We start from the raw sequence: 24,937 nt of genomic DNA, 5'->3' as shown, positions 1-24,937 counted from the left end.
GCCGCCGGACCCGGACAGTGCCGGCCGCGACACGGTTAGGCCAGGTAGTGCAGCCCGCCGAGCACCATGTTGATGGCCTTGCCCGGCTCGCCCAGAGGCAGCAAGAGGCCCTGCAGCCGCTTGCGGGACCTCCCGTCGGGCGCACCATAACTAAGGTCGATGAAAAGCGGCGCCTGGGAGGTCGCCAGCGCCTCGCCGACGATCAGCGCTTTTTCCTGAAGCGCCTGCGCGCGCGGTCCGCCGTCCGCCATCAGGCTGCGCACCGTCTGGCCCTGCACATTGCGGCGGGAATGCGCGACGACGTGCCCGCCGACGAGGCGGTAACGGAAATCCAGCGGGTCGCGCAGAACGTCCAGGAGGACCAGGTGCTCGAGCAGAGCGGGAATGTCGACGGGGTCGATATCGGCACGCGCCGGAAAGGGCTGCCCCCGGCAGCGCGACCGCCAGTAACCGTGCAGATCGGCGAGCACTTCCGGGCAGTCCTGAAGCGCCCGGCCGGCCTCATTGCGGAACACACCGTCACCAAACCTATAGAGGCAAAGCTCGGCAAAATTGCCCGTCTGGGACATTGAATACCAATCCCCGGTACAAAACGCTCTGTGAAGAATCCCGTAATACTAGAAATACTTTTAGGACCAAAATCGCCTTAGTTGTCCGCCAAAACGCTCTCCAGGTCAATATCGGAATCCGCCTTTAGATTGCAGAGCCGCGGACTTAATCAGCTGTCAGAACAATCTTGACAACAGCGGCCGTTCGGCGCTTTGATCGCGGCCTTGCGCCGATTTGTTCTCAGCTTGCGGGCGCTTTAAAAATGCGGCTAAACGAGTGGTGGAAACCGCCCGGCGCGCCGTGGCGGTTTTTTTGTTGCTTAGGCCTGACCCACCGTCGAACGGGTCCGCGGTGATTTGAGGGGTAGCTTGCTCCGCGTCAACAAAAGCTAAAAACCAGTCCCTGGTGGGGCCCCTCGGGGAAACAGAAACGTCAACTTGTCTGATTGAAAGGGCCCATCCCATGGCAGACTCGACCAAGACCACGACCAATCCGGAAACTCTCGCCCTGCACGCGGGCTACCGCAGCGATCCGCACACCGGATCGGTCGCCGTGCCGATTTACCAGACCACTTCCTACGAGTTTCAGGACACCGGCCACGCGGCGAACCTCTTCGCCCTGAAGGAACTGGGCAACATCTACACGCGGATCATGAATCCGACCTGCGATGTGCTGGAGCAGCGCGTCACCGCCATTGAAGGCGGCGCGGCGGCCCTGGCGGTTTCCTCCGGCCAGGCGGCCTCGGCCATGGCGATCCAGAACATCGCCGGCACGGGCGACAACATCGTCAGCTCGACCGACCTCTACGGCGGCACCTGGAACCTCTTCGCCAACACCTTCAAGACCTTCGGCATCGAAGTGCGCTTCGTCGACCCCAGCGATCCGGAGAATTTCCGCCGGGCCACCGACGATCGGACCCGCGCCTACTACGCCGAGACCCTGCCGAACCCGAAGCTGCAGGTCTTCCCGATCAGCGAGGTCGCGGCCATCGGCGAGGAGCTGGGCGTGCCGCTCATCGTCGACAACACCGCCGCGCCGGTGATCTGCCAGCCGCTGAAGCACGGCGCCCACATCGTCGTCTATTCGACCACGAAGTACATTGGCGGGCATGGCACCTCGATCGGTGGCCTGCTGGTCGACGGCGGCACCTTCGACTGGGAGAAGCACGCGGCGCGCTTCCCCTCGCTGAATCAGCCGGACCCGAGCTATCACGGCGCGGTCTGGACCGAGGCGGTGAAGCCGCTGGGCCCCATCGCCTACATCCTGAAGGCGCGGGTGACGCTGCAGCGCGACCTCGGCTACGCCCTCAGCCCCTTCAACGCCTTCCTCTTCCTGCAGGGCCTGGAAACGCTACCGCTGCGCATCCGCGAGCACAGCCGCAACGGCGCCGCGGTGGCCGAGTTCCTGAATGGGCACCCGGAAGTGGTCAAGGTCATCCATCCCTCGCTGCAGGACGGCGAGAACCGGCGGCGCGCCGACGCCTACCTGACCGGCGGCTACGGCGGCCTGGTGGGCTTCGAGCTGGCCGGCGGCCTGGAGGCCGGGCGGAAGTTCATCGACGCGCTGAAGCTGTTCTACCACGTCGCCAACATCGGCGACGCGCGCAGCCTGGCGATTCATCCGGCCTCGACCACGCACTCGCAGCTCTCGGCCGAGGACCAGTTGGCGACCGGCGTGACCGACGGCTACGTGCGCCTGTCGATCGGCCTGGAGCACATCGACGACATCCTGGCCGACCTGGACCAGGCCCTGACGACGGTGCGCAGCGCCGTCGCCGCCGAATAAGGCAAGCGGCCACGGCGTGAGGGGGACGCTTGCAGGCGCCCCCCTCTTCCGCGGCGATACCAGATCATGACCAAGAGGCTCGCGAACAACGCGGCCCTGGTGATCGTCGATTTCCAGAAGGCTATCGACGATCCCAAGTGGGGCCGCCGCAACAACCCCGGCGCCGAAGCCTGCACAGCGCGACTGCTGGCCGCCTGGCGTGAACGGGGACGGCCCGTGGTGCATGTGCAGCACCTCTCGCGCGAGGCCGACTCGCCCTACCGCCCGGGACAGCCGGGCTGCGACTTCAAGGACGCGCTGGGGCCCGACGCCGGAGAGATCCTGGTGCAGAAGCGCACCCACAACGCCTTCATCGACACCGGCCTGGAGGCCTCGCTGAGGGACCGTGGCGTCGAGGCGGTGGTGGTCGCCGGCGTGCTGCTGCACAACTCCGTCGACGCCACGGTGCGCATGGCGAGCAACCTGGGCTTCGATACCTGGGTCGTCGCCGACGCCTCGGCCAGCGTCGACGTGGTGGATTTGGAGGGCCGGCACTGGGCGGCCGAGGAGGTTCATGCGCTCAGTCTGGCGCATCTCAGCGGCGAATACGCGGTGGTCGCCTCGACCGAGGGGGTGCTGGCGGCGGTGGGGGCGCTGGTTGTGCCCTGATCACAGGGTGACTAAACTCTGCTCATCGCAGCGGACAACGGGCCGGCTGGCCCGGGAATCGGATGAAAGCATGACCGAGTTTATTCGAAAAGGCGGGGCGAGCCTGCGGCCGGTGCCGCAGGAAGCCGGCGAGAGCGCCGCCGAGCGCCCGGAGGCCCTGGGCGCCTATCCGCAGATCCGCATGCGCCGCAACCGCAGCGCCGCCTGGGTGCGCCGCATGGTGGCCGAGAATCGCCTGGGCACCGAGGACCTGATCTGGCCGATCTTCGTGCACGGCGGCAGCGGAAAGCAGCCGATCGAGGCCATGCCGGGCGTCGACCGCCTGGGGCTGGACTGCCTGGTCGAGTCCGTCGGGGCCGCCGCCGAGTTGGGCATTTCGGCCCTCGCCCTCTTCCCCTACACCGACGAGGCGCTGAAGACCCCGGACGCGCGCGAGGCGCTGAACCCGGACAACCTGGTGTGCCGTGCGGTGCGTGAAGTGAAGCGGGCCTTTCCCGAGGTCGGCATCATCTGCGACGTCGCCCTGGATCCCTACAACAGCGACGGCCACGACGGCCTGGTGCGCGACGGGAAGATCCTCAACGACGAGACTGTCGAGGTGCTGTGCCAGCAGGCCCTGGTCCAGGCCCAGGCGGGCTGCGACGTGGTCGCGCCCTCCGACATGATGGACGGCCGCATCGGCGCCATTCGAGAGGCCCTGGACGGCAGCGGCCTGCAGGAGGTGCAGATCATCGCCTATGCCGCCAAGTACGCGAGCTGCTTCTACGGCCCCTTCCGCGAAGCGGTGGGCTCGGGCGGCGCCCTGATCGGCGACAAGAAGACCTACCAGATGGATCCGGCCAACAGCGACGAGGCGCTGCGCGAGGTCGCGCTCGACCTTCAGGAAGGCGCCGACATGGTGATGGTCAAGCCGGGCCTGCCCTATCTCGACATCGTTCGGCGGGTGAAGGACGCCTTCGCCGTCCCCACCCTCGCCTACCAGGTGAGCGGCGAGTACGCCATGCTGAAGGCCGCCGCGCGCAACGGCTGGCTCGACAACGACCGGGCGGTGATGGAAAGCCTCATGGCCTTCAAGCGGGCCGGCGCCGACGCCGTACTGACCTATACCGCCGTCGAAACCGCCAAGCTGCTCAAGGCCGGCTGAGGCGCGCCCGACCCGACGGCGCTTTTCCGTAGTCTCCTTCGGCCACCCTTGCAGCGGCCGTCGGAAACTCCATGTCTTAAGACAATAAACAAGCAATCGAGGAGGATACGACAATGGCGTTACAGATAGGCAGCACCGCTCCCGATTTCACCGCGGACACCACCGAAGGCCAGATCAAGTTCCACGACTGGATCGGTGACAGCTGGGCCGTGCTGTTCTCCCATCCCAAGGACTTCACGCCTGTCTGCACCACAGAACTCGGCTACGTCGCCAAGATGAAGCCCGAGTTCGATAAGCGAAACGTGAAGGTGATCGGCCTCAGCGTCGACTCGGTCGAGGACCACAATCGCTGGGCCAAGGACATCGAAGACACGCAGGGCGTCGCCCCCAACTATCCGATGATCGGCGACTCCGAACTGAAGGTCGCCAAGCTCTACGGCATGCTGCCGGCCGACGCCGGCGACGCCGCCAAGGGGCGCACGGCCGCCGACAACGCGACGGTGCGCAACGTTTATGTCATCGGCCCCGACAAGCAGATCAAGCTGATGATCACCTACCCCATGAGCACCGGGCGCAACTTCGACGAGGTGCTGCGGGTCATCGACTCCCTGCAGCTGACCGCCAAGCACAAGGTCGCCACGCCGGTGAACTGGAAGCAGGGCGAGGACTGCATCATCGTGCCCGCCGTGAACAACGACGATGCCAAGAAGATGTTCCCGGACGGCTGGGACGAGCAGAAGCCTTACCTTCGGGTGGTGAAGCAGCCCGCCGCCTGACCGCGGTCGCAAGGCACAAAAAAAGAGGCCGGGAGCCAGATGGGTGCCGGCCTTTGCCGTTAAGTTCCCTCGCTCAATCCTGCAGGCGGGCGAAGAAGGCTTCCGCCGCCAGGTCGTGCCAGGCCTCGCGCGCACCGCGGCCGTGGAAACCGACATGCCCCCCGGCCGGGCTCAGCAGCGGCCAGAGGGCCGGATGCGACTCCCAGTCGAAGGTCTCGTAGGCCGCCGAGGGAATCCAGGGATCGTCCTTGGCCTGGACCAGCAGCGTCGGCGTCTTGATCGCCGGCAGGAAGCGCAGGCCCGAGCATTGCCGGTAGTAGTCGTCGGCGCCGGCGAAGCCGTTGCGCGGGGCGATCACCAGTTCGTCGTAGGCAAAGACGCTGTCGGCGCTGCGGATCGCCGCCTCCTGCTCCGCCGAGAGCCCGCGCGGCGCCGAAAGGGCCTCCTGGCGCATGTTGTTCAGCAGGTAGCGGTGATAGGCCCAGTTGCGCGGCCGCATGAGGCGAAGCTGGGTGGCCTTCAGATCGATGGGCGCCGAGACGCTGACCGCGCCCACGACCGGGAAGGCCTCGGCCTCCTCCGCCAGGAAGCGCAGCAGCATGTTGGCGCCCAGGGAATAGCCGACCAGGTGGAGGCCGACCTCAAGGTCCAGGCCCGGCTGCGCCGCAAGGGCCAGCAGGGCGTCGCGCAGGTCGCCGCTGCGCCCGGCATGGTACTGTTCGCCGCAGAGCGGGCGCGACGGCCCGGCGCCGCGCAGGTTGAGGCGGATCACGTCGCGGCCCCGCGCCAGCCAGAAAGCCGCCGAGGCGCGCAGGTAGAGGCTGTCCTCGCAGCCGGTCAGGCCATGGATCAGCACCACCAGCGGGGCGCCGGCCGCGCCCGCGCGGTGCAGGCTGGCCACCAGGCGGTCGCCGCTGCCGTCGCGCATGGGCAGCTCCAGGCGCTCCGCCGGCCAGGGGTCGAGGTCGTGCCGGGGGCGCAGCAGGAAGTTGCGCAGGGTCTGGAGGTCGCCGCCGAACCAGGGAAAGCGCGGCCGGAAGGCGCCGGCGTCCAGCGGCTCCTCCGTCGATGCGGAGGTCATTCGCCCGCGAGCCAGTCCCGCAGCGGCGCGATCTGCGCGGGATCGAGCAGGGCCGGCGCGTGACCGCAGCCGGGAAATTCGATGAGCTCCGCGCGCGGGCCGCGTTCTTTCATCTCCGCCGCCGTTTGCGGCAGCAGCAGGTCTGACTCGGCTCCGCGCAGCACCAACACCGGACAACTCACCGCATCCCACAGCGGCCAGAGATCGACATCGGCCATCTCCACCGCGCGCATCGGTTCGGCGATCCGGGGGTCGTAGTGGAGACGCCACTGATCGCCGTCGCGGCGCAGCGAGGTCTCCGTCAGGTGGCGCCATTGGGCATCACTGAGGTCGCCGAAGCTGCGGTAGATCCGCCGATGATAGGCCTCCGCCTCGGCCAGACCGGCAAACCGCGGATCCTCGCCGAAGTAGTCGAGAATACGCGCCAGCGCCGCCTTTGGAATGAAGGGGCCAACGTCGTTGACGACCAGGCGCCGAATCGGGTTGTCCGGCTGGGCGGCCAGCATCATGCCGATCAGACCGCCCATGGAAGTTCCGACGATGTCGACCTGGCGGCTGCCCAGGCGGGCGATGAGCGCCGCCGTGTCGGCCAGGTACTGCGGGTAGCCGTAGTCCAGGGGATCGCGCAGCCAGCCGCTGTCGCCGCGCCCGACCACATCGGCGCAGACGACCCGCCGGCCCGCCGCCGCCAGGTCCGCCGCCAGGGTGTCGAAGTCGCGGGCGTTGCGCGCCAGCCCGTGCAGGCAGAGGACGGGCACCGGATGGTCCGGCCCCGATTCCCGGTAGGCCAGTTCGTGAAAGCCGCTCCTGGAGAGACACCGCAGGCTGTCTTCGCGCACCGCGCCCATGCCGGATCAGGCCACCGCCAGGGCCGGCGGCGCGTCGAAGACCTGCACGAAAGTCTCGGGATAGAAGCCGTTGAAGCGCGTCGCCAGGGCGTTGGAATAGGCGCCGACCTGGTCGATTTCGATCCAGTCGCCCTCGCGCACGTCTTCCGGCAGGGCGAAGGTGCCGGGCAGCACATCGAGGGAATCGCAGGTCGGGCCGTTGAGAACGAACTCGCCGAGCTTGTCGGACACCGGACCGGCGAGGCGGATGAGGCGCGCCGGCAGGCGGATCGCCACCTGGGACATTTCCGACAGGCTGCCGTAGATGCCGTCATTGATGTAGAGGCGATCGTCCTTGCGCAGCTGTACCTGGGTCAGCAGGGAGCAGCCGTGGGCGACCAGGGCCCGCCCCGGCTCGGAGAAGATCTCCACCGTGGGGCTGAGCTTCAGCCGCTTCAGACCGTCGCGGATGGCCGCCATGAAGGTGTCGAGGGCTGGCACCGGCCGGTCGCCGTAGGCCGCCGGAAAGCCGCCACCGACGTCGATGCAGGCCGGTTCGACGCCGGCCTTGCGGATGACATCGCCCAGAATGTCCAGGGCTGTCCCGTAAGCCTCGGGACTGCGGCACTGGGAGCCTACGTGGAAGGCCAGGCCGACGGAAGCGCCCCGCCCGGCGGCCGCCTTCATCAGTTCAGCCGCCTCCCCCGGACCGGCGCCGAACTTGGCCGCCAGGTGATAGAGCGCGTCATCGGCCGGCGGCGTATTGACCCGCACGATGATGGTGTTGCCCGAGGCGCCGACTTCCTCGACCACCTTGTTCAGCTCGTCAATGTGATCGACCACGAAATGGCGGACGCCATAGACCTTGAAAGCCGACTTGATGACGGCGCGGCCCTTTACCGGGTGCATGAAATAGGTGTGGGCGTCGCTGTAAGCGTCGGAGATCTGCGCAATTTCCGCCAGCGAGGCGGTATCGAAGTGCCGCAGGCCGCCCTGGTAGAGGGCGTTCAGCACCAGCGGGTGAGGATTGCACTTCACCGCGTAGAGCACCGTGCCCGGAAACTGGCTGATGAAGCGCTTGGCCGAGCCGGCGAGCACCTCCGGGCGCACACAATAGACCGGATAGCTGGGCTGCAGCGCCTTTGCGACTGCCGTAACGTCGGTGAACTGGCCTTTGTCGATCGCCAAAGCGAAGAACCTATGCCCGCGAGGAATGTCGAAACGAAACCCTGAAGGCTTCCTCTATAGGAAGCAAGCGCCGCGGCCACAAGAAGAAAGCCCCGGAGAAGAGTGCCCTGGAAACCAGGCCGTCAGCTTAACCCCAGGAGGCGCAGGGGCAAGCCCGACGCTTAGCGGCTGGATTTGAGCAGGCTGCGCATCTCCTGGCCCACGGCGATGTGGCCGTCTTTCATGTAGGCTTCGTGGTTGGACTCCACGTCGTCGACCACGTAGCGGTAGTTGACCATGAGGCCGGCCGACCAGGCCATGCCGTTGGCGGAGGTGTCGCCCAGCCAGTTGAGCCGCTCCAGGCGCGCCCCGTTGCGCAGATGGAAACGGGCGACCGAGTCGAGCGGCTGACCGTCCTTGCGCTTAGAGGTCAGATAGCGCGCCGCCAGCACCGTCAGCGGCTTCTGCAGGGCCGCGGAGATCGCCGGGTCCTGGTGCCAGTTCCGCGTGCCCAGCATCTCCTCGATGATCTGCTTCAGGCCGCGTTCCTTGCCGATCGCCGGCAGCACGGCCAGGTCCTCGGGCGTGAAGCCCGCCGCCAGGTCGCCCTCCGAGAGGTTGTCCAGCCAGCGCCGGAAACCGGGAATGGGCGACAGGGTCGAAAAGATCCTAATCTTCGGGAATTCGCGGGAGAGCGTCTGCACGACCCGCTTGATGAGGTAGTCCCCGAAAGAAATCTGCTTCAGCCCCTTCTGCGTATTGGAAATCGAATAGAAGATCGCGGCGTCGGCCTGGGTCGGGTCCATTCGCGGCGCCTTCTCGTCGAGCAGCGCCTGGATGGAGGCGGACATGCCGCGGACCAGCGCGACCTCGACGAAGGCCAGCGGCTCGTCGGGCATGCGCGGATGAAACAGGGCATAGCAGCGGCGGTCGGAATCAAGCCGGTTGCGCAGATCCTGCCAGGAGGTGATCTCGTGCACCGCCTCGTAGGCGACGAGCTTCTCCAAGAGCGATGCCGGCGAGTCCCAGTCGATGGCGCGCAGGTCGAGGAAACCGGTGTCGAACCAAGACAACAACAGTTCGCGCAGATCGTCGTCGAGGCCCTGCAGATAGGGGTCGTCACTACGCAGGGCCAGCAGGTCGGCGCGCAGGTCGACCAGGAATTTGACCCCTTCGGGCAGGGCGTTGAACTGGGTCAGCAGGCGCAGGCGCGGCGGCTGCAGCGCCTGGCGCAGCACGCGCTCCGCCTTCAGGCGCTCGGCATCGGTCATCGCCGCCTGGTAGGCGGCCATGGCCTCCTCCACCGCTTCGCCGGGCACCGCGAACTCATGGGCCAGGACGGTGAGAAAGCCTTTACGGCCCTCGGCGTCCTGCTCCAGGTACACCCGGCCAAGAGCCGCCGCGCGCATGCGCGCCGATACCTCCCCGCCCCGCGCCTCCAGGCAATCCTGCATCAGGCGTTTCAGGGACTCCGGCTTGGTCGAGGCCGGCGCCCTCGACAGCCCGACGGTACGCGCGGCGGACTGGGCGATATCGCGCCAGGCCGTCGCCAGATTCGTCAGGGTCCGCTCGACCAAGGTCTCCTGTTGCACCTCGGACATCAGGTTTCCTTTCCAAGTACCGGCTCTAGATCCCAGGCCCCATGATCGCATCCGGCAGCCAGGTGGCGATCTCCGGGAAGACACACAAAAGGACAATCCCCAGGGCCATCGCCAACATGAAGGGCAAGGCCCCTTTGAGAATCGTCGGCAAGGACACGTCCGGTGCTATACCATTGATTACGTAAAGATTTAGGCCCACCGGCGGCGTGATCAATCCAATTTCCATGTTGATCGTGAAAATCACCGCGAACCAGTAGGGGTCGAAGCCCGCCAGGGTCACGATGGGCAGCAGGATCGGCGCCGTCATCAGGATGACGGCGACCGGCGGCAGAAAAAAGCCGCAAACCAGCAGAAACACGTTGATCATCGCCATCAGGACCCAGCGATTGACATCCAGGTCGGCGATCCACTCGGCAATCGACTGCGTAACGAAGAGGCTGGAGAGCGTATAGCTGAACAGGGCGGAGGCGCCGATGATCATCAGGATCATCACCGATTCGCGCATGGAATCGCCGAGGATATCCCAGATGCGCAGCGGCGACCAGGAGCGCAGGAAGAGGCCGTAGATCACGACCACCAGCAGCACGCAGAACAGCGCCCCGACGCCCGCCGCTTCGGAGGGCGTGGCAATGCCGCCGTAGAGCACGTAGAGCACCCCGGCGATGATCAGCAGGAAAGGCAGCACGCGCGGCAGGACCTCGAGCTTCTGCCGCAGGCTGTAGCCCACGTCGGTCAGGGCGAAACGGTAACCCCCGCGCCAGGCGGCATAAAGCGACCAGGCCATGAAGAGGCAGGTCAGCATCAAGCCCGGCAGCAGGCCGGCGATGAACAGCCGCCCGATGGAGGTTTCGGTGGAGATGCCGTAAACGATCATGGTGACCGACGGCGGGATCAGGATCCCCAGGGTCCCGCCGGCGGCGATGGCGCCGGTGGCCAGGCCGTCGGGGTAGCCGCGCTGGCGCATCTCCGGGATGCCCATCTTGCCGATGGCCGCACAGGTGGCCGGCGAGGAGCCGGAGAGCGCCGCGAAGATCGAGCAGGCCCCGAGATTGGAGATGATCAGGCCGCCGGGCACCTTGTACAGCCAGCGCTCGAGCGCCTCGTAAAGGTCCTTACCCGCCGGCGAGGAGGCCACGGCGGCCCCCATCAGCACGAACATGGGAATCGACACCAGGGCGAACTCCCCGATGCCGGCGAAGAAAGTGTCAGCGACGATGCCGAGACTGCCCCAGCCGTCGAAAATGATGAGGAACCCGATCGACACAATGCCGAGGCCGAAAGCGATGGGAACCCCGGTCGCCAGCACCAGGATGGTGACCACACCGATGACGCCGCCGATCTCCAGCGGGCTCATGGCTGATCTCCCTGTTCCAGTCCGAAGGGCATCTCACGCCCCGTGATCAGGCAGAGAATGTCGGCGACGTACTGCAGGCACAAAAGACCGATGCCAATGGGGATCGGTGCATAGGCAATCCACAGCGGCAGCCGCCAGATCGAATCCGTCGTCCAGCCGCCCTGCCAGGCATCGAGCCAGAGCTCGGCCCCGGAATAGACCAGAGCAACACAGAAAGCCAGCGCCAGGCCGGAAGCGACGAAAGCCAGGATCAGGCGTGCCCGATGCGGCAGGTATATCGGCAGCAGGTCGACGTTCACGTGGCCGCGGCGCAGCAGCACATAGGGGCTGCCGATCAGCGTGGCGCCGACAATGCTGTAGGTCGTGAACTCGGTCTGCCAGACCGTCGACTCGTTGAGGAAATAGCGCAGGACCACCATCTGGCAGACCACGAGAACCGCGGCGGCCAGGGTCAGGGCCGCGACGATTCCGCAGAGCTGCGAGAGTCGGCGAACGGTTGTGACGAAGAGATCCAAGGCAACCTCGGCAGGTTGAGAATCAGCGGTACAAGTCTCTCACAAAGCAAGGGCGCCGGCAGCCCTCGACCCCCGGCGCCCTGCTTCGAAACGAACTGAGCTTACTCGACGGCCAGGGCCTCTTCGATCAGCTTGTCACCGCCGGGAACGTTCTCGGAGAAGCTCTTGTAGGAGGTCATCTTGGCGATTTCGCGCCAAGCTGCCGCATCCTCGGCGGACATCTTGACGACCTCGACACCGTTCTTCTTGTAGACGTCGACCAGCTTCTGATCCAGGCCCTTGGCCTGCTCCGTCATGTACTCCTCGGCTTTCTTGCCGGCCGCCATGAGGGCCTTCTGCTGCGCATCGTCCAGCTTGTCCCAGCTGCGCTTGGACATGAGGATCGGCTCGTACATGAACCACAGGGCGTGGTCGCCCGGCTCGGTCAAGCACTTCACCTGCTCGTAGATGCGATAGGAGACGAAGCTGCCCGAGCTGGTGTTGGCTGCGTCCAGAACGCCGGTCTGCATCGCGGTGTAGATTTCCGACGACGGCATGGATGCGATCGAGGCGCCGGCACCCGCCAGCATCTGCTCGAAAGCCGGACCGGCCGCGCGGGTTACCTGCCCCTTCATGGTATCGGGGCCCAGGATGCAGTTCTTCGTCGAGGCGAAGCCGCCGGCGAGCCAGGCGTCGGACAGCACGATGACGCCGGCATCATTGATGATCTTCTTGATGTCGGCCATGAAGGGCGACTTGTTGAGCCGCAGCGCATGGTCGTGGTTCTTCACCAGGCCCGGCATCAGCGTGGCGCTGAACTGCGGGTGCCGGCCGCTGGCATAGTCCAGCGGGAAAGCCGAGATATCCAGCTGGCCCTTGACCATGGCGTTCCACTGTTCCTTGGGCTTGAACAGCGAAGCGCCCGGATAGACCTGCACTTCCAGGCCGACGTCGGCCGCGGCGATTTCCTTGGCGATGATCTGCACCATCTCGTCGCGCGCGTCACCCTTGCCGCCTGGCCACTGGTGCGAAGCTTTCAGCGTCACGTTCGCTGCCATGGCCGAGCCGGCTACGGCAAAAGACGCGACCACCGCGGCCGCGCACATGAATCTACGCAGTGTCTTGGACATCACTCGGTTCCTCCCGGTTGCTTATTACTCGGCAGACGGCGGCTTTGCGCCGCACTTGCCGCTTATTCTGATCAAAACTCTAACGCCCGCCACCCGGGCTGTCCAGCCTTGTATACAAGATTTTACAAAGTGCATGCTTGCTCGAGTCTTTTGCATGCGGATATACTTCCCCCATGAAACCCAAAGCCGCACCGCTTGCGCGAGAACTGCGGGACCGCCTGGAGGGCGAAATCCTCTCCGGTCAGCGCCCGCCGGGTTCGCGCCTGGACGAGAGCAAGCTGGCTCAGCACTTCGGGGTCTCGCGGACGCCGGTGCGCGAGGCGCTGAGGGAGCTGGCGGCTGCCGACCTTGTGGTACTCCGGCCGCGCCAGGGCGCGGTGGTCGCCACCGTTACCGTCACCCAGCTTCTGCACATGTTCGAGGTAATGGCCGAGCTGGAATCCTTCTGCGCCAAGCTGGCGGCGCGGCGCATGTCCGCGGAAGAGCGCGACCAGCTGCTCCAGGTCCACGAGGACTGCCGGGAACTGGCCGAGAAGGGCGAGGCCCATGCCTACTACGACGCCAACCGCTGCTTCCACGAAGTGATCTACGCGGGCACCCACAACACCTACCTGGAAGAGACCACGCGCAACATGCGCAATCGCTTGCAGCCTTACCGGCGCTTCCAGCTGCACCACCCAGGGCGGACCATGAAGTCCTGGAAGGAGCACCGTGCGGTGGTCGACGCCATTCTCGACGGCAACGCCGAAGCCGCGGCAAAAGCGATGTCCCATCACGTCACCATCCAGGGTGACGTCTTCACCGACCTCATCTCCGCCTTGCCGGAGTCCTACGTCCATGCGATGACCGCCTAGGCCACGGCCGGGCGGCAGAAGACGACCATGACCAATCTCTATACAAAACTGACCGAGAATTTCCCCGCCGACCGCGGCAAAACCGTGCTGGAGACGCCCGAGGGGCGCACCATGAGCTACGCCGACTTCGAAGTGGGCTCCGGGCGCATCGCGCGGCTGCTGGTGGATTGCGGCGTGCAACCCGGCGATCGCGTGGCGGCGCAGATCGACAAGTCACCGGAAGCGCTTCTGCTCTACCTTGCCGTTTTGCGCTGTGGCGGCGTCTACCTGCCGCTCAACACGGCCTACAAGGGCGGCGAAGTCGCCTACTTCCTCGGCGACGCGGAGCCGCGCGTTCTGGTCTGCGACCCGCAGGCCGAAGACAGCCTGACCGAGACGGCGAAGCAGGCCGGCACCGAGGTGGTGCTGACCCTTGGCGGCGACGGCGCGGGCAGCCTGATCGAGCGCAGCCGCGACCTGGACCCGGAGGTCGGCGTCGTGGCGCGGGAGCCGGACGACCTGGCCGCAATACTCTACACCAGCGGCACCACCGGCCGCTCCAAGGGGGCGATGCTGAGCCACGACAACCTGGGCAGCAACACCCTGACCCTGCGTGACTACTGGGGCTTCACGGCGGACGACGTGCTGATTCACGCCCTGCCGATTTTCCATACCCACGGCCTTTTCGTCGCCACCCACTGCGTGCTGTTGAGCGGCGCGCGCATGTTGTTCCTCAACCGCTTCGACGCGGACACGGTGATCGACCTGCTGCCCCGCGCGACCGCGATGATGGGCGTGCCGACCTTCTACACGCGGCTGCTGGCGAACCCGCGCCTTACAAAAGAGGTCTGCGCCGGCATTCGCCTCTTCGTCTCCGGCTCGGCGCCGCTGCTGGCCGATACTTTCCAGGAGTTCGAAGCCCGCACCGGCCACCGAATCCTCGAGCGCTATGGCATGACCGAAACGACGATGAGCACCTCCAATCCGCTGGATGGGGAGCGCATCGCCGGCACCGTCGGGCATCCCCTGCCGGGCGTCGAGGCCCGCATCGCCGACGAGGCGGGCAATCCCCTGCCCCAGGGCGAGGTCGGCATCCTGGAGGTCAAGGGCCCCAACGTCTTCAAGGGCTATTGGCGCAACCCGGAAAAGACCGCCGAGGAGTTCCGCCCCGATGGCTTCTTTATCACCGGCGACCTGGCGACGATCGACGCGCGCGGCTATGTACAGATCGTCGGACGCTCCAAGGACCTGATCATCTCCGGCGGCTTCAACGTCTATCCCAAGGAAATCGAGCTGTGCATCGACGGTATCGAAGGGGTCGACGAGTCAGCGGTGATCGGCCTGCCGCACCCGGACTTCGGCGAGGCGGTGGTCGCCGTCGTCAAGCGCCAGAACGGCGGACCGGAAGTTTCCGCCGAGGCGATCCAGGAGACCGCCAAGGCGGAACTGGCCAACTTCAAGGTGCCCAAGAAGGTCTTCTTCGTCGATGAACTGCCGCGCAACACCATGGGCAAGGTGCAGAAAAACACTCTGCGCGACCGCTTCAAGGACAGCTTCAGCTCGGCCGCCTAGACGGCGCTCAAGCCGCAGAACCCCGCGCCTTCGCGCCCCCGAGGCAGGCATCGACCTCCTCGGCACTGAGCGTCTCGCGCTCTTCCAGGCGCTGAACCAGGCTTTTCATGCCCGCCGCGTTTTCGGTGATGATCTCCTCCGCCCGCGCTTCGGCCTCCCGCAGCAGATGGGACACGGCGGCGTCCACATCGTGCGCGGTGGTCTCGCTGAAGCGGCGCGGCTGGGCGATTTCGCGGCCGAGGAAGGGGTGATCCTCGCTCTGGCGCAGGTCGACCGGCCCGATCTCCTCCGACATGCCCCAACGCGACACCATGGCGCGCGCCGTCTGGGTGGCGTTCTTGATATCGTCGTCGGCACCTGAGCTGACGCTGCCCAGCAGCACCTTTTCGGCCGTGCGGCCGCCCAGCATCACCGACAGACGGTCCTTCAGGTAATCCTCCGGCAGGGTGTGGCGCTCCTCCTCCGGCAGCATATGAGTGCCGCCCAGCGCGCGCCCGCGCGGAATGATGGTCACCTTGTAGATCGGGTCCGCCTTCGGCAGGAAGTGGGCCACCACCGTATGGCCCGCCTCGTGCACCGCCAGGCGGTGCTTCTCCTCCGGACGGATCGCCAGGCTGCGCACCGTTCCCATCATCACCTTGTCGCGCATCTCTTCAAAGTCGTGCATCTCGATGGAGCGCTGGCTGGCGCGCGCCGCCGCCATGGCCGCTTCGTTGACGAGATTCTTCAGATCGGCGCCGGAGAAGCCGGGCGTAGCGCTGGCGATGATCTCCAGGTCGACGTCGGGTGCCAGGGGCATGTCCTTGGTGTGGACCTTGAGAATTGCCTCGCGCGCCTCGCGGTCGGGCAGCTCCAACGTAACATGGCGGTCAAAGCGCCCCGGCCGCAGCAGCGCCGGGTCCAGCACGTCCGGCCGGTTGGTCGCCGCCAGAATGATGACGGCTTCGTGGCCGCTGAAGCCGTCCATCTCAGCCAGTATCTGGTTCAGGGTCTGCTCGCGCTCGTCATTGCCGCCGCCCAGGCCCGTGCCGCGCACCCGCCCGACGGCATCCAGCTCGTCGATGAAGATGATGCTGGGCGCGCGCTTCTTCGCCTCCTCGAACATCTTGCGGACGCGCGAGGCGCCGACGCCGACAAACATCTCGATGAACTCGGAAGCGGAAGTGTGATAGAAATTGACGTCGGCCTCCCCGGCCAGAGCGCGCGCCAGCAGCGTCTTGCCGGTGCCCGGCGGCCCCATCAGCAGCACACCGCGCGGCGGCTCGGCGCCCAGGCGCTGATAGCGTTCCGGGTCGCGCAGGAAGTCCACCAGCTCCGCCACCTCGCGCTTGGCCCCCTCCTGCCCGGCCACGTCGTCGAAGGTCACACGCTTCTTGCGCTTCACCTCCTTGCTGGCCGAGCCGGCCAGGAACTCAGCAGGATCGCGTCCGCCGAAACGGCCGGCGAGATTGCTCTGCATGCGGTGCCAGAACCAGAAATAGATGCCGAGGAAGATCAGCCAGGGAAGCAGGCTGAAAAGCCAGCTTCCCCCCTCCTCTTTCTTCGGCGCCACGGTCACCACCGCGCCGGAGGTTTCGATCAGCGGCATCAGCTCCGGATCGTCGATGCTCGGTAGATTCACCTGGATGTACTCGTCCTGGTCGGCCCCCAGATCGCCGCCGGCGGGCCGTACCGTCGCCTCCGCCTTATCCTCCGACAGCCGGATATCGCTGATCCGGTGGTTGCGCAGCAGCTGCTTGAACTCGCTGTAGGCCAGCACCGTGCGATGAGGTTGCGGCGGCGCCACATCGCGCATGCTGAACATCAGGGCGAAAAGCACCGCCCCGATGAGAAGAATGGGCCACCACTTCGCGATGTCTTTCAACAGGTTCTCCAGCGCATCAGGCAGAAAAAGTCGAACCAGCAGTTTATCTTAGCTCATATCAGGCTGCGTGCGGCAGGGGAATGATTCATCTCATGACGGCACAACCGGGCGCAACACCTTGCTAAACCTAGGTTCCGGCGCCTCGCAACCCGGCCTGGTGGGCCCGCCAGGACTGGGCCTCGATAAAAACCCTCTGAACCGCCCCGTCCGTCTGCTTCATGCGTTGTTCCAGCTCGGTGATCGCCGCCTCCACCTCGTCGGCGGTCAGGTTGGGGTGAAAGTCGACGCTGACCGTCACCAGCAGGTCCTGGGGGCCCTGGTGCAGGGTGAGCAGTTCGTTGATGCGGAACACCGCCTTGTGGCCCTGCACGATGCCGCGCAGCTGCTGGACCAGCGCCGGGTCGGCCGCCTCACCGATCAGCAGCCCCTTGGTCTCGTAAGCCAGCAGAACTGCCGCCAGAGCCAGAATGAGGCCGATGACCATGGACGCGAGGCCGTCCAGCTCCGGGATGTCCAGGAGCTGGCCCAGCAGGATCCCGGCGAAGGCCACCACCAGGCCCGCCATGGCCGCCGTATCCTCCAGCAGCACGGTGAAGATGGAGGGATCCTTGCTGACCTGGATCGCTTTCAGGTAACCGAGCTTCCCCTTACCTCGCTTGAACGCCCGGTAGGCAACCCACCAGGCCGCCCCCTCGAAGACCATCGCCAGGGCGAGGACGATGTAGTTCACGTAAGCGTCGGTGATCGGATGGGGATCCAGCAGCTTTTGAACCCCCTCGTAGAAGGAAACGCCGGCGCCGACCGCAAAGATGAGGATGGCGACCACGAAGGCCCAGAAGTAGATCTCCGGCCCATAGCCGAAAGGATGGCGCGCATCGGCCGGGCGCGCGGCGCGCTTCAGCCCGTACAGCAGCAAGGCCTGGTTGCCCGTATCGACGGCCGAGTGAATGCCCTCGGAGAACATCGCCGAGCTGCCGGTGAAGGCGGCGGCCGAGAACTTGGTCACGGCAATTAGGCTATTGCCCGCCAAGGCCGCGACGATCACCTTCTTGGAACCCTGAGCCGCCATTCCTTCGTCCCCTAACAATTCCGCCCTGCGCAGCTATCTCCCAAAACTGGGAGTCCCGGCGCGCCCGGCGACCATACCCGAGGCAGATGGAAGCAGGGAAATGATCTATCAAGATTTTAACTGGCATTCTCCGCAGTTCGACCCTGATAAAGGAGTCACAGCTCAGCCGGGGCAAAGGCGGTATAAGAGGGCATGAAAGCAATTCGGCGAATCCTCCTGTACGGGCTGGGCGGTCTGGTGGTCCTCGCCCTCCTCACGGCTGGGGGCGGGTTCCTGTGGCTGCGCGGCTCCCTGCCGCAGACCGAGGGCGATATACCCCTGGCAATCCTCGACGGACCGGTGAAGGTTTCGCGCAACGACGACGGCCTGGTCCGCATCCAGGCTGAAACCGAGTTCGACCTCTACCGCGCCTTGGGGTTCGTGCATGCCCAGGAGCGCCTGTGGCAGATGGATTTCATGCGCCGCGTCGGCTCGGGCCGCCTCTCAGAGGTCATGGGTCGGGCGACCCTGGTGCACGACCGCTTCTTCCGCACCCTCGGCTTCCGCCAGCTTGCCGAAGCCAACCTGTCGCACCTCGCACCCGAAACCCTGGCGGCCCTGGAAGCCTACGCCGATGGCGTGAACGGCTACCTTCAGACCCGCTCCGGCCCGCTGGCCCCGGAGTTCCAGGTGCTGGGCTACGAGCCCGAACCTTGGAGCCCGGTCGACTCCCTGCTGTGGGGCCGCATCATGGCTCTGCGCCTGTCGGAGAACTGGCGCGACGAACTGAGCCGCGCCCGCCTGGCGGGCCGCTTCAGCCCGGAGCAGATCGCCCAGCTGTGGCCGGCCTACCCCAGCGACGCCCCGGTCACCATCGCCCAACTTTCCGACCTGATCGACGTCTCCGTCGCCCGCCAGCTGGCCAACCTGCTCCCCCCCTCCCTGGCACCGACCGGCGCTTCGAACGCCTGGGCCCTGAGCGGCGCGCGCAGTGGCAGCGGCAGCCCGATCCTGGCCAACGACCCGCACCTGCCCCTGGAGGCACCGGGAGTCTGGTTTCTGGCCCGCCTGGAGGCGCCGGGGATCACCCTTGCCGGCGCCACGGCGCCGGGTGTGCCCTTCGTGCTGCTGGGGCACAACGAGCACGTCGCCTGGGGCCTCACCACCACCCACAGCGATACCCAGGACTTCTTCATCGAGCGCATCTCGCCGGACAACCCCGACCAGTACCTGACCCCGGAGGGTGTCGAGGACTTCAAGGTCCGCGACGAGTTCATCCGTCTCACCGGCGGCGAGTCCATCACACTGGTGGTGCGTGAGACCCGTCACGGTCCGGTCATGAGCGACGTGATCCCGGAAGGTCCGAGCGAGACCGGCGCCGTGCTCTCCCTCGCCTGGCCGGCGCTGCGCGCCGACGACCGCACCCCGGACGCGCTCTACGGCATGAACCACGCCCAGGACTGGGCCGAGTTTCGCGAGTCCCTCAGGCAGTTCCACGCGCCGCAGCAGAACGTCATCTACGCCGACACCGCCGGCAACATCGGCTTCCTGGCGCCGGCCCGCGTGCCGGTGCGCCGCGCCGGCAACGGCCAGTATCCAGTGCCCGGATGGAGCGGTGAATTCGACTGGATCGGCTTCGTCCCCTTCGAAGAACTGCCGTCCCGGGACAACCCGCGCAGCGGCGTGATCGTCAACGCCAACAACAAGATTGTGCCTGACAGCTTCCCGCACCTCATTGCCGTCGACTGGCCGCCGCCCTATCGCGCCGAGCGTATCGGCGCGGTGCTGTCCGGCGCCGCGGGCAACCACAGCGTCACCGACTCCGTGGTGCTGCAGCAGGACATCGTCGCCAATTCCGCCGGCAGCATCCTGCCCCACCTGCTGGGCGTGACGCCGGTTAGCGTGCGGGGCCGCCAGGCGACCGCCCTGCTGCGCTCCTGGGACCGGCAGATGCACCGCAACGCCCCCGAACCGCTGATCCTGCAGGCCTGGGTCTGGGCCCTGGGCAAAGCGATCCTGGAGGACGAACTCGGCCCCGACTACCTGGAGTACCTCGACGGCGGCACCTATGCCCTGGAACGCATGCTCGCCGCGGACAGCCAGTGGTGCGATACCGTCGGCAGCGACGGGGCCGAGAGCTGCGACGCCCAGATCCAGAAGGCCCTGGAAGACGCGCTCGATCTCCTGGAAGAGCGCTTCGGCAGCGACATGTCGGCCTGGCGCTGGGGCGATGCCCACCTGGCGCGCTTCGCCCATCCCATTCTCAGCCGCATTCCCGTAATCGGCCCCTATTTTACCTACAGCGTCGAAACCGACGGTGGCAATGACACGGTCAACCGGGCCTCGCCCCGCCTGGGCGGCAGCGCCGAGCACCTGTTCGAGGATGTCCACGGCGCCGGCTTCCGCGCGGTCTATGACCTCAGCGACCTCGATCGCTCGCGCTTCATGATCGCCACCGGCCAGTCCGGCAACCCGCTCTCCGACCTCTACGGCAACCTGGCGCCGCGCTGGCGCGACGGGTTGACCGTGTCGCTGGCTCCGGAAACCTGGGCGCTGGCAAGACAGCTTACCTTGCTGCCGGCCCAAAAATAGCCAACCATTGATTTACGAGGTGCCGCACAGACGCAGCGGCCCGGGGGAGACGGCCTTGACCACGACCATCGACGACATCCGCAGGGCGGCAGAAGCCCTCAAAGGGCAGGTAATCCGGACCCCGCTGGCGCCCGCGGCCCGCCTATCCGAGGTTCTGGGCTGCGAGCTCTACCTGAAGCTGGAGAACCTGCAGCGCACGGGCTCCTTCAAGGATCGCGGCGCCTGCATCCGGCTCTCGAGCCTGAGCCCCGAGGAGGCCAAGCGCGGCGTCATCGCCATGTCGGCGGGCAACCACGCCCAGGGCGTCGCCTACCACGCCCAGCGGCTGGGAATACCGGCTACCATCGTCATGCCCGAGTTCGCCCCCTTCTCCAAGGTCGAGCGCACCCGGGCCTTCGGCGCCCGCGTGGTGCTGACCGGCGATACCCTTGACGCCTCGGCCCAGGCAGCGCGTCAGATCGCCGAGGAGGAAGGCCTCACCTTCGTCCATCCCTACGATGACCCGGACGTCATTGCCGGCCAGGGTACGATCGGCCTGGAGATCATGGAAGACCTGCCGGAGGTGGACACCATCGTCGTCCCGATTGGCGGCGGCGGGATCATTTCAGGCATTTCCATCGCGGTGAAGGACGCCAAGCCGGACGTCCGGATGATCGGCGTCGAAACCGAGCTTTTCCCCTCCATGGCCAACGCTCTCAAGGGGCGCGGCGAGCTGCCCGGCGGCAGTAGTCTGGCCGACGGCATCGCGGTCAAGAACCCCGGCAAGATGACCCAGGAGATCATTTCCCGACTGGTCGAGGACATCGCCATCGTGCCGGAGACCATGATCGAGATCGCCATCCACCGCCTGGTGGAGGAACAGAAGATCGTCGCCGAGGGCGCCGGTGCCGCGGGCGTGGCGGCGATCCTGAACGATCCTGAGCGCTTCGCCGGTCGCAAGGTCGTCACCGTCATCTGCGGCGGCAACATCGACGTGCGCCTGCTCTCCGGCGTCCTGACCCGCGGCCTGGTGCGCGACGGCCGCATGGTGCGCCTGCGCATCGGCATCGTCGACCAGCCCGGCACCCTAGCAAGGATCGCCGACATCATCGGCCGCGCCAGCGCCAACATCATCGAGGTCTATCACCAGCGCCTGTTCCACGATGTACCGGCCAAGCGCGCCGACATCGACGTGGTCCTGGAAACCCGCAACTCCGAGCACGTGAACGAGATCATCGCCAGCCTGGAGAAGAACGGCTTTCCCACCCGGGTGCTCTCGGCCCATTCGGGGGACGGCGTCTAGCGGCCCTCACCAGATCGGGATCATCCAGATGTTGCGCCGGCCTGCGTGATCCCGTAGGGGATAGCAGGCTGGGTCGCCGCCCAATTCTGGAGGAACCGTGAATGCCCCCGTCCGGCGCCGTCTTTCACAGCGTTATGGAGCGCATCGGCAACACGCCGATGCTGGAGGTATCCCACCTGGATACCGGTCCTTGCCGCCTGTTCCTGAAACTCGAGAGCGAAAATCCCGGCGGCTCGATCAAGGACAGAATCGGCAAGTCGATGATCGAGGCCGCCGAAAGGGACGGCAGCCTGAAGCCCGGCGGCCGCCTGATCGAGGCGACGGCCGGCAACACCGGTCTCGGCCTGGCACTGGTCGCCGCGCAAAAAGGGTATCATCTGACACTGGTGGTGCCCGACAAGATGGCGCAGGAGAAGATCTTCCACCTGCGCGCCCTGGGGGTGGAGGTGATCCTCACCCGCTCCGACGTCGGTAAGGGCCACCCCGAATACTACCAGGACATGGCCCAGCGTATCGCAGATGAAACCGGCGCCATCTTCATCAACCAGTTCGCCAACCCGGCCAACCCCCTCGCTCACGAGACGACCACCGGGCCGGAGATCTGGGAGCAGATGGGGCACGACGTCGACGCCATGGTCTGCGGCGTCGGTTCCGGCGGCACCATCACCGGGCTATCCCGCTTCTTCGCCTCAGTCTCCGACAAGACCGAGATGGTGCTGGCCGACCCGCAGGGCTCGATCCTGGCCGAATACGTCGAAACCGGAAACATCAGCGAGGACGTCGGCAGCTGGATCGTCGAGGGCATCGGTGAGGACTTCCTGCCCGACGTTGCCGACTTGTCGCGGGTGCGCAAGGCCTATGTCATTTCGGACAAGGAAGCCCTGCTGACGGCCCGCGAGCTGCTGCTGCGCGAAGGCGTCCTCGCCGGCTCTTCCTCGGGCACGCTGATCTCCGCCGCCCTGCGCTACTGCCGTGAACAGAGCGAACCGAAGCGCGTCGTCACTCTGGTCTGTGACAGCGGCAATAAGTATCTCTCGAAGATGTTCAACGACTACTGGATGATCGACCAGGGCTTCATAGAACGCGAGCAGAAGGGCGACCTGCGCGACCTGATCAGCCGGCGCCACGACGAGCACGGCACTGTGACGGCGGGCGCCGACGACAATCTGCTGATCGCCTATGGCCGCATGAAGCTCTACGACATCTCGCAGCTGCCGGTGCTCGACAAGGCCGGCAAAGTCGTCGGGATTCTCGACGAAAGCGACATCCTGCTGAAGGTCTTCAAGGACGACGAGCGCTTCAAGGATCCGGTATCCAGCGCCATGACGTCGAAGCTGGAAACCATCTCCCCCGACCAGCCGATCGATACCCTGCTGCCGATCTTCGCCAAGGACCATGTGGCCATCGTCATCGAAAACGGTACTTTCCTAGGCCTCATTACCCGGATCGATCTGCTCAATCACCTCCGCCGACGGATGAAATAGACCCCATGCCCGACTCGCACCGCAGCCGCAACCGGCCTGCCTTCGCCACCCGTGTGATCCACGCCGGCCAGTCTCCCGACCCGACGACCGGCGCGGTGATGCAGCCGATCTACGCCACTTCGACTTACGCCCAGGAGAGCCCGGGGGTCCACAAGGGCTACGAGTACAGCCGCTCGCAGAACCCCACGCGCATGGCCTACGAGCGCTGCATTGCGGACCTGGAAAGCGGCGAGCAGGGCTTCGCCTTCGCCTCAGGCCTCTCGGCCATCGCCACCCTGCTCGACTGCCTGGACAGCGGCGCCCATGTGGTCGCCATGGACGACCTCTATGGCGGCAGCTATCGCCTCTTCGAGCGCGTACGCCGCCGCTCGGCCGGCCTCGACTTCACCTATGCCGACATGACCGACATCGGTGCGCTGGAGGCGGCGATCCGGCCGCAGACCAAACTGATCTGGGTCGAGACTCCGACCAACCCGCTGCTGAAGCTGGTCGATCTGGAAGCGGTCGCCCGACTGGCCAAGAAGCACGGCATCCTGGCGGCCTGCGACAACACCTTCGCGACACCCTGGATTCAGCGGCCGCTGGAACTCGGCTTCGACGTGGTCATGCACTCGGCCACCAAGTACCTGAACGGCCACTCTGACATGGTCGGCGGCGTGCTGGTCGTCGGCGACAACGCAGAACTGGCCGAGCAACTCACCTTCCTGCAGAACGCAGTGGGTGCGGTCCAGGGCCCCTTCGACAGTTTCCTCGCTCTGCGCGGGCTGAAGACACTGGCGCTGCGCATGGAACGGCACTGCACCAACGGCCAGGCCGTGGCCGAGTTCATGGAAAGCCATCCCAAGGTGGAGAAGGTCTATTATCCCGGCCTGCCCAGCCACCCGCAGCACGCACTGGCCGAGCAGCAGATGGACGGCCCCGGCGGCATGGTCACGGCGATCCTGAAAGGCGGCCTGGACGACGCCCGGCGCTTCCTCGAGCGGGTCCAGCTTTTCGCCCTGGCTGAGAGCCTGGGCGGTGTCGAGAGCCTGATCGAGCACCCGGCGATCATGACCCACGCCTCCATCCCCCCGGAGAACCGGGCCGCCCTGGGCATCAGTGACGGATTGGTACGGCTCTCGGTCGGAATCGAAAGCGCCGACGACCTCATCGCCGACCTGCAGAACGCCCTCGCTTGAGGCCACCCGGGCCGCCGCCTAGACGTTCGGCCCGATGGAGCGGTAGCCGCTCTGGTAGTAGACCAGGGGATCACCGCCCCCGGCAGTCTGCAGCCGCTCGACCCGGCCGAGAATAATGACGTGGTCGCCGCCCTCGTAGAGGGTTTCGCGCCGGCAGGCCAGGTTGGCCAGACAGTCGTGCAGAACCGGCAGGTTTCCGGGCCAGAGGTCGTAGCCGACGCCGTCCCACTTGTCGATCGCCGCCGTCGCGAAGCGCACCGACAGCTCGTGCTGGTGCTCGCCCAGGACATTCACCGCGAAGCTGTCGGCCAGCCGGAAGGTGTCGAAGCTCAGCGCCGCCTTGTCCAGGCAGAAGAGGATCAGGGGCGGATCCAGGGAGACCGAGGAGAAGGAATTCACGGTGATCCCGCGGTTCTGCCCGGCGGGATCGCGCGCCGTGATCACAGCCACACCGGTCGCGAAGCTGCCCAGAGCCCGGCGGAAGGCGGAAGAATCAAAAGTCATCGTACCATCGGGTCGTCTGCTCGC

Annotated in this window: 21 protein-coding genes; 10 read left to right on the top strand and 11 right to left on the bottom strand. The window is 66.2% G+C overall.

The features are described from left to right. Nucleotides 1–35: 35 nt before the first annotated feature. Nucleotides 36–569, bottom strand: a complete 534-nt coding sequence (locus tag H7X47_RS23550) for a PAS domain-containing protein (RefSeq protein WP_193371218.1) — start codon at nucleotides 567–569, stop codon at nucleotides 36–38. A 442-nt stretch (nucleotides 570–1,011) separates the two neighbouring features. Between H7X47_RS23550 and H7X47_RS23545 the strand changes: the two genes are divergently transcribed. From H7X47_RS23545 to H7X47_RS23530, 4 genes are all read left to right on the top strand, one after another. Further along, a complete protein-coding gene (locus H7X47_RS23545; protein ID WP_193371217.1) occupies nucleotides 1,012–2,334 on the top strand; it encodes an O-acetylhomoserine aminocarboxypropyltransferase/cysteine synthase family protein in 1,323 nt (440 codons plus the stop codon). A 66-nt stretch (nucleotides 2,335–2,400) separates the two neighbouring features. Beyond that, nucleotides 2,401–2,982 (top strand): cysteine hydrolase family protein, encoded by a 582-nt coding sequence (locus H7X47_RS23540; protein WP_193371216.1) that lies wholly within the window; start codon nucleotides 2,401–2,403, stop codon nucleotides 2,980–2,982. Nucleotides 2,983–3,163: 181 nt separating this feature from the next. Then, nucleotides 3,164–4,126 carry a porphobilinogen synthase gene (hemB, locus tag H7X47_RS23535; RefSeq protein WP_322096533.1) on the top strand — a complete coding sequence of 321 codons (963 nt, stop codon included), beginning with the start codon at nucleotides 3,164–3,166 and terminating at the stop codon, nucleotides 4,124–4,126. A gap of 113 nt (nucleotides 4,127–4,239) precedes the next feature. Then, nucleotides 4,240–4,902, top strand: coding sequence for a peroxiredoxin (locus tag H7X47_RS23530; protein WP_193371214.1), 663 nt, complete (start codon nucleotides 4,240–4,242; stop codon nucleotides 4,900–4,902). Between the two features lie 73 nt (nucleotides 4,903–4,975). Here the strand turns inward: H7X47_RS23530 and H7X47_RS23525 are convergent, their stop codons facing one another. The 7 genes from H7X47_RS23525 to H7X47_RS23495 form a co-directional block, all read right to left on the bottom strand. After that, nucleotides 4,976–5,983, bottom strand: a complete 1,008-nt coding sequence (locus H7X47_RS23525) for a YheT family hydrolase (RefSeq protein WP_227010747.1) — start codon at nucleotides 5,981–5,983, stop codon at nucleotides 4,976–4,978. After that, a complete protein-coding gene (locus H7X47_RS23520; protein ID WP_193371213.1) occupies nucleotides 5,980–6,831 on the bottom strand; it encodes an alpha/beta fold hydrolase in 852 nt (283 codons plus the stop codon). The genes H7X47_RS23525 and H7X47_RS23520 overlap by 4 nt, the downstream gene beginning before the upstream one ends. 6 nt (nucleotides 6,832–6,837) lie before the next feature. Next, nucleotides 6,838–7,998 (bottom strand): type III PLP-dependent enzyme domain-containing protein, encoded by a 1,161-nt coding sequence (locus tag H7X47_RS23515; protein WP_227010746.1) that lies wholly within the window; start codon nucleotides 7,996–7,998, stop codon nucleotides 6,838–6,840. A 161-nt stretch (nucleotides 7,999–8,159) separates the two neighbouring features. Beyond that, nucleotides 8,160–9,578 (bottom strand): malonyl-CoA decarboxylase, encoded by a 1,419-nt coding sequence (locus tag H7X47_RS23510; protein ID WP_193371212.1) that lies wholly within the window; start codon nucleotides 9,576–9,578, stop codon nucleotides 8,160–8,162. 25 nt (nucleotides 9,579–9,603) lie between these two features. After that, entirely contained in the window at nucleotides 9,604–10,932 is a 1,329-nt protein-coding gene (locus tag H7X47_RS23505; RefSeq protein ID WP_193371211.1) for a TRAP transporter large permease, read from the bottom strand. Next, nucleotides 10,929–11,447, bottom strand: a complete 519-nt coding sequence (locus H7X47_RS23500) for a TRAP transporter small permease (RefSeq protein WP_193371210.1) — start codon at nucleotides 11,445–11,447, stop codon at nucleotides 10,929–10,931. The genes H7X47_RS23505 and H7X47_RS23500 overlap by 4 nt, the downstream gene beginning before the upstream one ends. Nucleotides 11,448–11,548: 101 nt before the next feature. Beyond that, the gene (locus H7X47_RS23495) at nucleotides 11,549–12,556 is read right to left on the bottom strand and encodes a TRAP transporter substrate-binding protein (RefSeq protein WP_193371209.1); all 1,008 of its coding nucleotides are present in this window, start codon (nucleotides 12,554–12,556) and stop codon (nucleotides 11,549–11,551) included. Between the two features lie 173 nt (nucleotides 12,557–12,729). On the opposite strand from H7X47_RS23495, the gene H7X47_RS23490 reads away from it, so the two are divergent. After that, nucleotides 12,730–13,410, top strand: coding sequence for a GntR family transcriptional regulator (locus tag H7X47_RS23490; protein ID WP_193371208.1), 681 nt, complete (start codon nucleotides 12,730–12,732; stop codon nucleotides 13,408–13,410). Nucleotides 13,411–13,437: 27 nt separating this feature from the next. Further along, the gene (locus H7X47_RS23485) at nucleotides 13,438–14,961 is read left to right on the top strand and encodes a malonate--CoA ligase (RefSeq protein ID WP_193371207.1); all 1,524 of its coding nucleotides are present in this window, start codon (nucleotides 13,438–13,440) and stop codon (nucleotides 14,959–14,961) included. Nucleotides 14,962–14,968: 7 nt separating this feature from the next. Here H7X47_RS23485 and ftsH read toward each other — a convergent pair whose 3' ends face one another. Both ftsH and H7X47_RS23475 read right to left on the bottom strand, forming a co-directional pair. Next, the gene (ftsH, locus tag H7X47_RS23480) at nucleotides 14,969–16,825 is read right to left on the bottom strand and encodes an ATP-dependent zinc metalloprotease FtsH (RefSeq protein ID WP_227010745.1); all 1,857 of its coding nucleotides are present in this window, start codon (nucleotides 16,823–16,825) and stop codon (nucleotides 14,969–14,971) included. Nucleotides 16,826–16,952: 127 nt separating this feature from the next. Then, on the bottom strand, nucleotides 16,953–17,894 hold the full coding sequence (locus H7X47_RS23475; RefSeq protein WP_193371206.1) for a cation diffusion facilitator family transporter: 942 nt from the start codon (nucleotides 17,892–17,894) through the stop codon (nucleotides 16,953–16,955). Between the two features lie 192 nt (nucleotides 17,895–18,086). Here H7X47_RS23475 and H7X47_RS23470 point away from each other — a divergent pair, with 192 nt between their 5' ends. The 4 genes from H7X47_RS23470 to H7X47_RS23455 all read left to right on the top strand — a co-directional run bounded on the left by H7X47_RS23470 (nucleotide 18,087) and on the right by H7X47_RS23455 (nucleotide 24,409). Next, complete coding sequence (locus tag H7X47_RS23470; RefSeq protein ID WP_193371205.1) at nucleotides 18,087–20,465, top strand: penicillin acylase family protein; 2,379 nt, start codon at nucleotides 18,087–18,089, stop codon at nucleotides 20,463–20,465. A gap of 55 nt (nucleotides 20,466–20,520) precedes the next feature. Further along, a complete protein-coding gene (locus H7X47_RS23465) occupies nucleotides 20,521–21,747 on the top strand; it encodes a threonine ammonia-lyase (protein ID WP_193371204.1) in 1,227 nt (408 codons plus the stop codon). Nucleotides 21,748–21,848: 101 nt separating this feature from the next. Then, entirely contained in the window at nucleotides 21,849–23,231 is a 1,383-nt protein-coding gene (locus H7X47_RS23460) for a pyridoxal-phosphate dependent enzyme (protein WP_193371203.1), read from the top strand. A 5-nt stretch (nucleotides 23,232–23,236) separates the two neighbouring features. Continuing rightward, nucleotides 23,237–24,409 carry a trans-sulfuration enzyme family protein gene (locus H7X47_RS23455; RefSeq protein ID WP_193371202.1) on the top strand — a complete coding sequence of 391 codons (1,173 nt, stop codon included), beginning with the start codon at nucleotides 23,237–23,239 and terminating at the stop codon, nucleotides 24,407–24,409. A gap of 18 nt (nucleotides 24,410–24,427) precedes the next feature. On the opposite strand, the gene H7X47_RS23450 is transcribed toward H7X47_RS23455, so the two are convergent. Then, on the bottom strand, nucleotides 24,428–24,913 hold the full coding sequence (locus H7X47_RS23450) for a flavin reductase family protein (RefSeq protein WP_193371201.1): 486 nt from the start codon (nucleotides 24,911–24,913) through the stop codon (nucleotides 24,428–24,430). Nucleotides 24,914–24,937: the final 24 nt, after the last annotated feature.

The organism is Pelagibius marinus (assembly GCF_014925385.1).
GTDB lineage: Bacteria > Pseudomonadota > Alphaproteobacteria > Kiloniellales > Kiloniellaceae > Pelagibius > Pelagibius marinus.
Note: the sequence above shows the minus strand (reverse complement) of the source record. Positions and strands in the feature narration are given on the sequence as shown.

Coding starts and splice junctions, on each gene's coding strand:
- H7X47_RS23505 (WP_193371211.1), bottom strand. CDS start 10,932: ATGAGCCCGCTGGAGATCGGCGGCGTCATCGGTGTGGTCACCATCCTG.
- H7X47_RS23495 (WP_193371209.1), bottom strand. CDS start 12,556: ATGTCCAAGACACTGCGTAGATTCATGTGCGCGGCCGCGGTGGTCGCG.
- H7X47_RS23455 (WP_193371202.1), top strand. CDS start 23,237: ATGCCCGACTCGCACCGCAGCCGCAACCGGCCTGCCTTCGCCACCCGT.
- H7X47_RS23545 (WP_193371217.1), top strand. CDS start 1,012: ATGGCAGACTCGACCAAGACCACGACCAATCCGGAAACTCTCGCCCTG.
- H7X47_RS23490 (WP_193371208.1), top strand. CDS start 12,730: ATGAAACCCAAAGCCGCACCGCTTGCGCGAGAACTGCGGGACCGCCTG.
- H7X47_RS23460 (WP_193371203.1), top strand. CDS start 21,849: ATGCCCCCGTCCGGCGCCGTCTTTCACAGCGTTATGGAGCGCATCGGC.
- H7X47_RS23485 (WP_193371207.1), top strand. CDS start 13,438: ATGACCAATCTCTATACAAAACTGACCGAGAATTTCCCCGCCGACCGC.
- H7X47_RS23520 (WP_193371213.1), bottom strand. CDS start 6,831: ATGGGCGCGGTGCGCGAAGACAGCCTGCGGTGTCTCTCCAGGAGCGGC.
- hemB (WP_322096533.1), top strand. CDS start 3,164: ATGCGCCGCAACCGCAGCGCCGCCTGGGTGCGCCGCATGGTGGCCGAG.
- H7X47_RS23510 (WP_193371212.1), bottom strand. CDS start 9,578: ATGTCCGAGGTGCAACAGGAGACCTTGGTCGAGCGGACCCTGACGAAT.
- H7X47_RS23525 (WP_227010747.1), bottom strand. CDS start 5,983: ATGACCTCCGCATCGACGGAGGAGCCGCTGGACGCCGGCGCCTTCCGG.
- H7X47_RS23540 (WP_193371216.1), top strand. CDS start 2,401: ATGACCAAGAGGCTCGCGAACAACGCGGCCCTGGTGATCGTCGATTTC.
- H7X47_RS23475 (WP_193371206.1), bottom strand. CDS start 17,894: ATGGCGGCTCAGGGTTCCAAGAAGGTGATCGTCGCGGCCTTGGCGGGC.
- H7X47_RS23450 (WP_193371201.1), bottom strand. CDS start 24,913: ATGACTTTTGATTCTTCCGCCTTCCGCCGGGCTCTGGGCAGCTTCGCG.
- H7X47_RS23530 (WP_193371214.1), top strand. CDS start 4,240: ATGGCGTTACAGATAGGCAGCACCGCTCCCGATTTCACCGCGGACACC.
- H7X47_RS23550 (WP_193371218.1), bottom strand. CDS start 569: ATGTCCCAGACGGGCAATTTTGCCGAGCTTTGCCTCTATAGGTTTGGT.
- H7X47_RS23470 (WP_193371205.1), top strand. CDS start 18,087: ATGAAAGCAATTCGGCGAATCCTCCTGTACGGGCTGGGCGGTCTGGTG.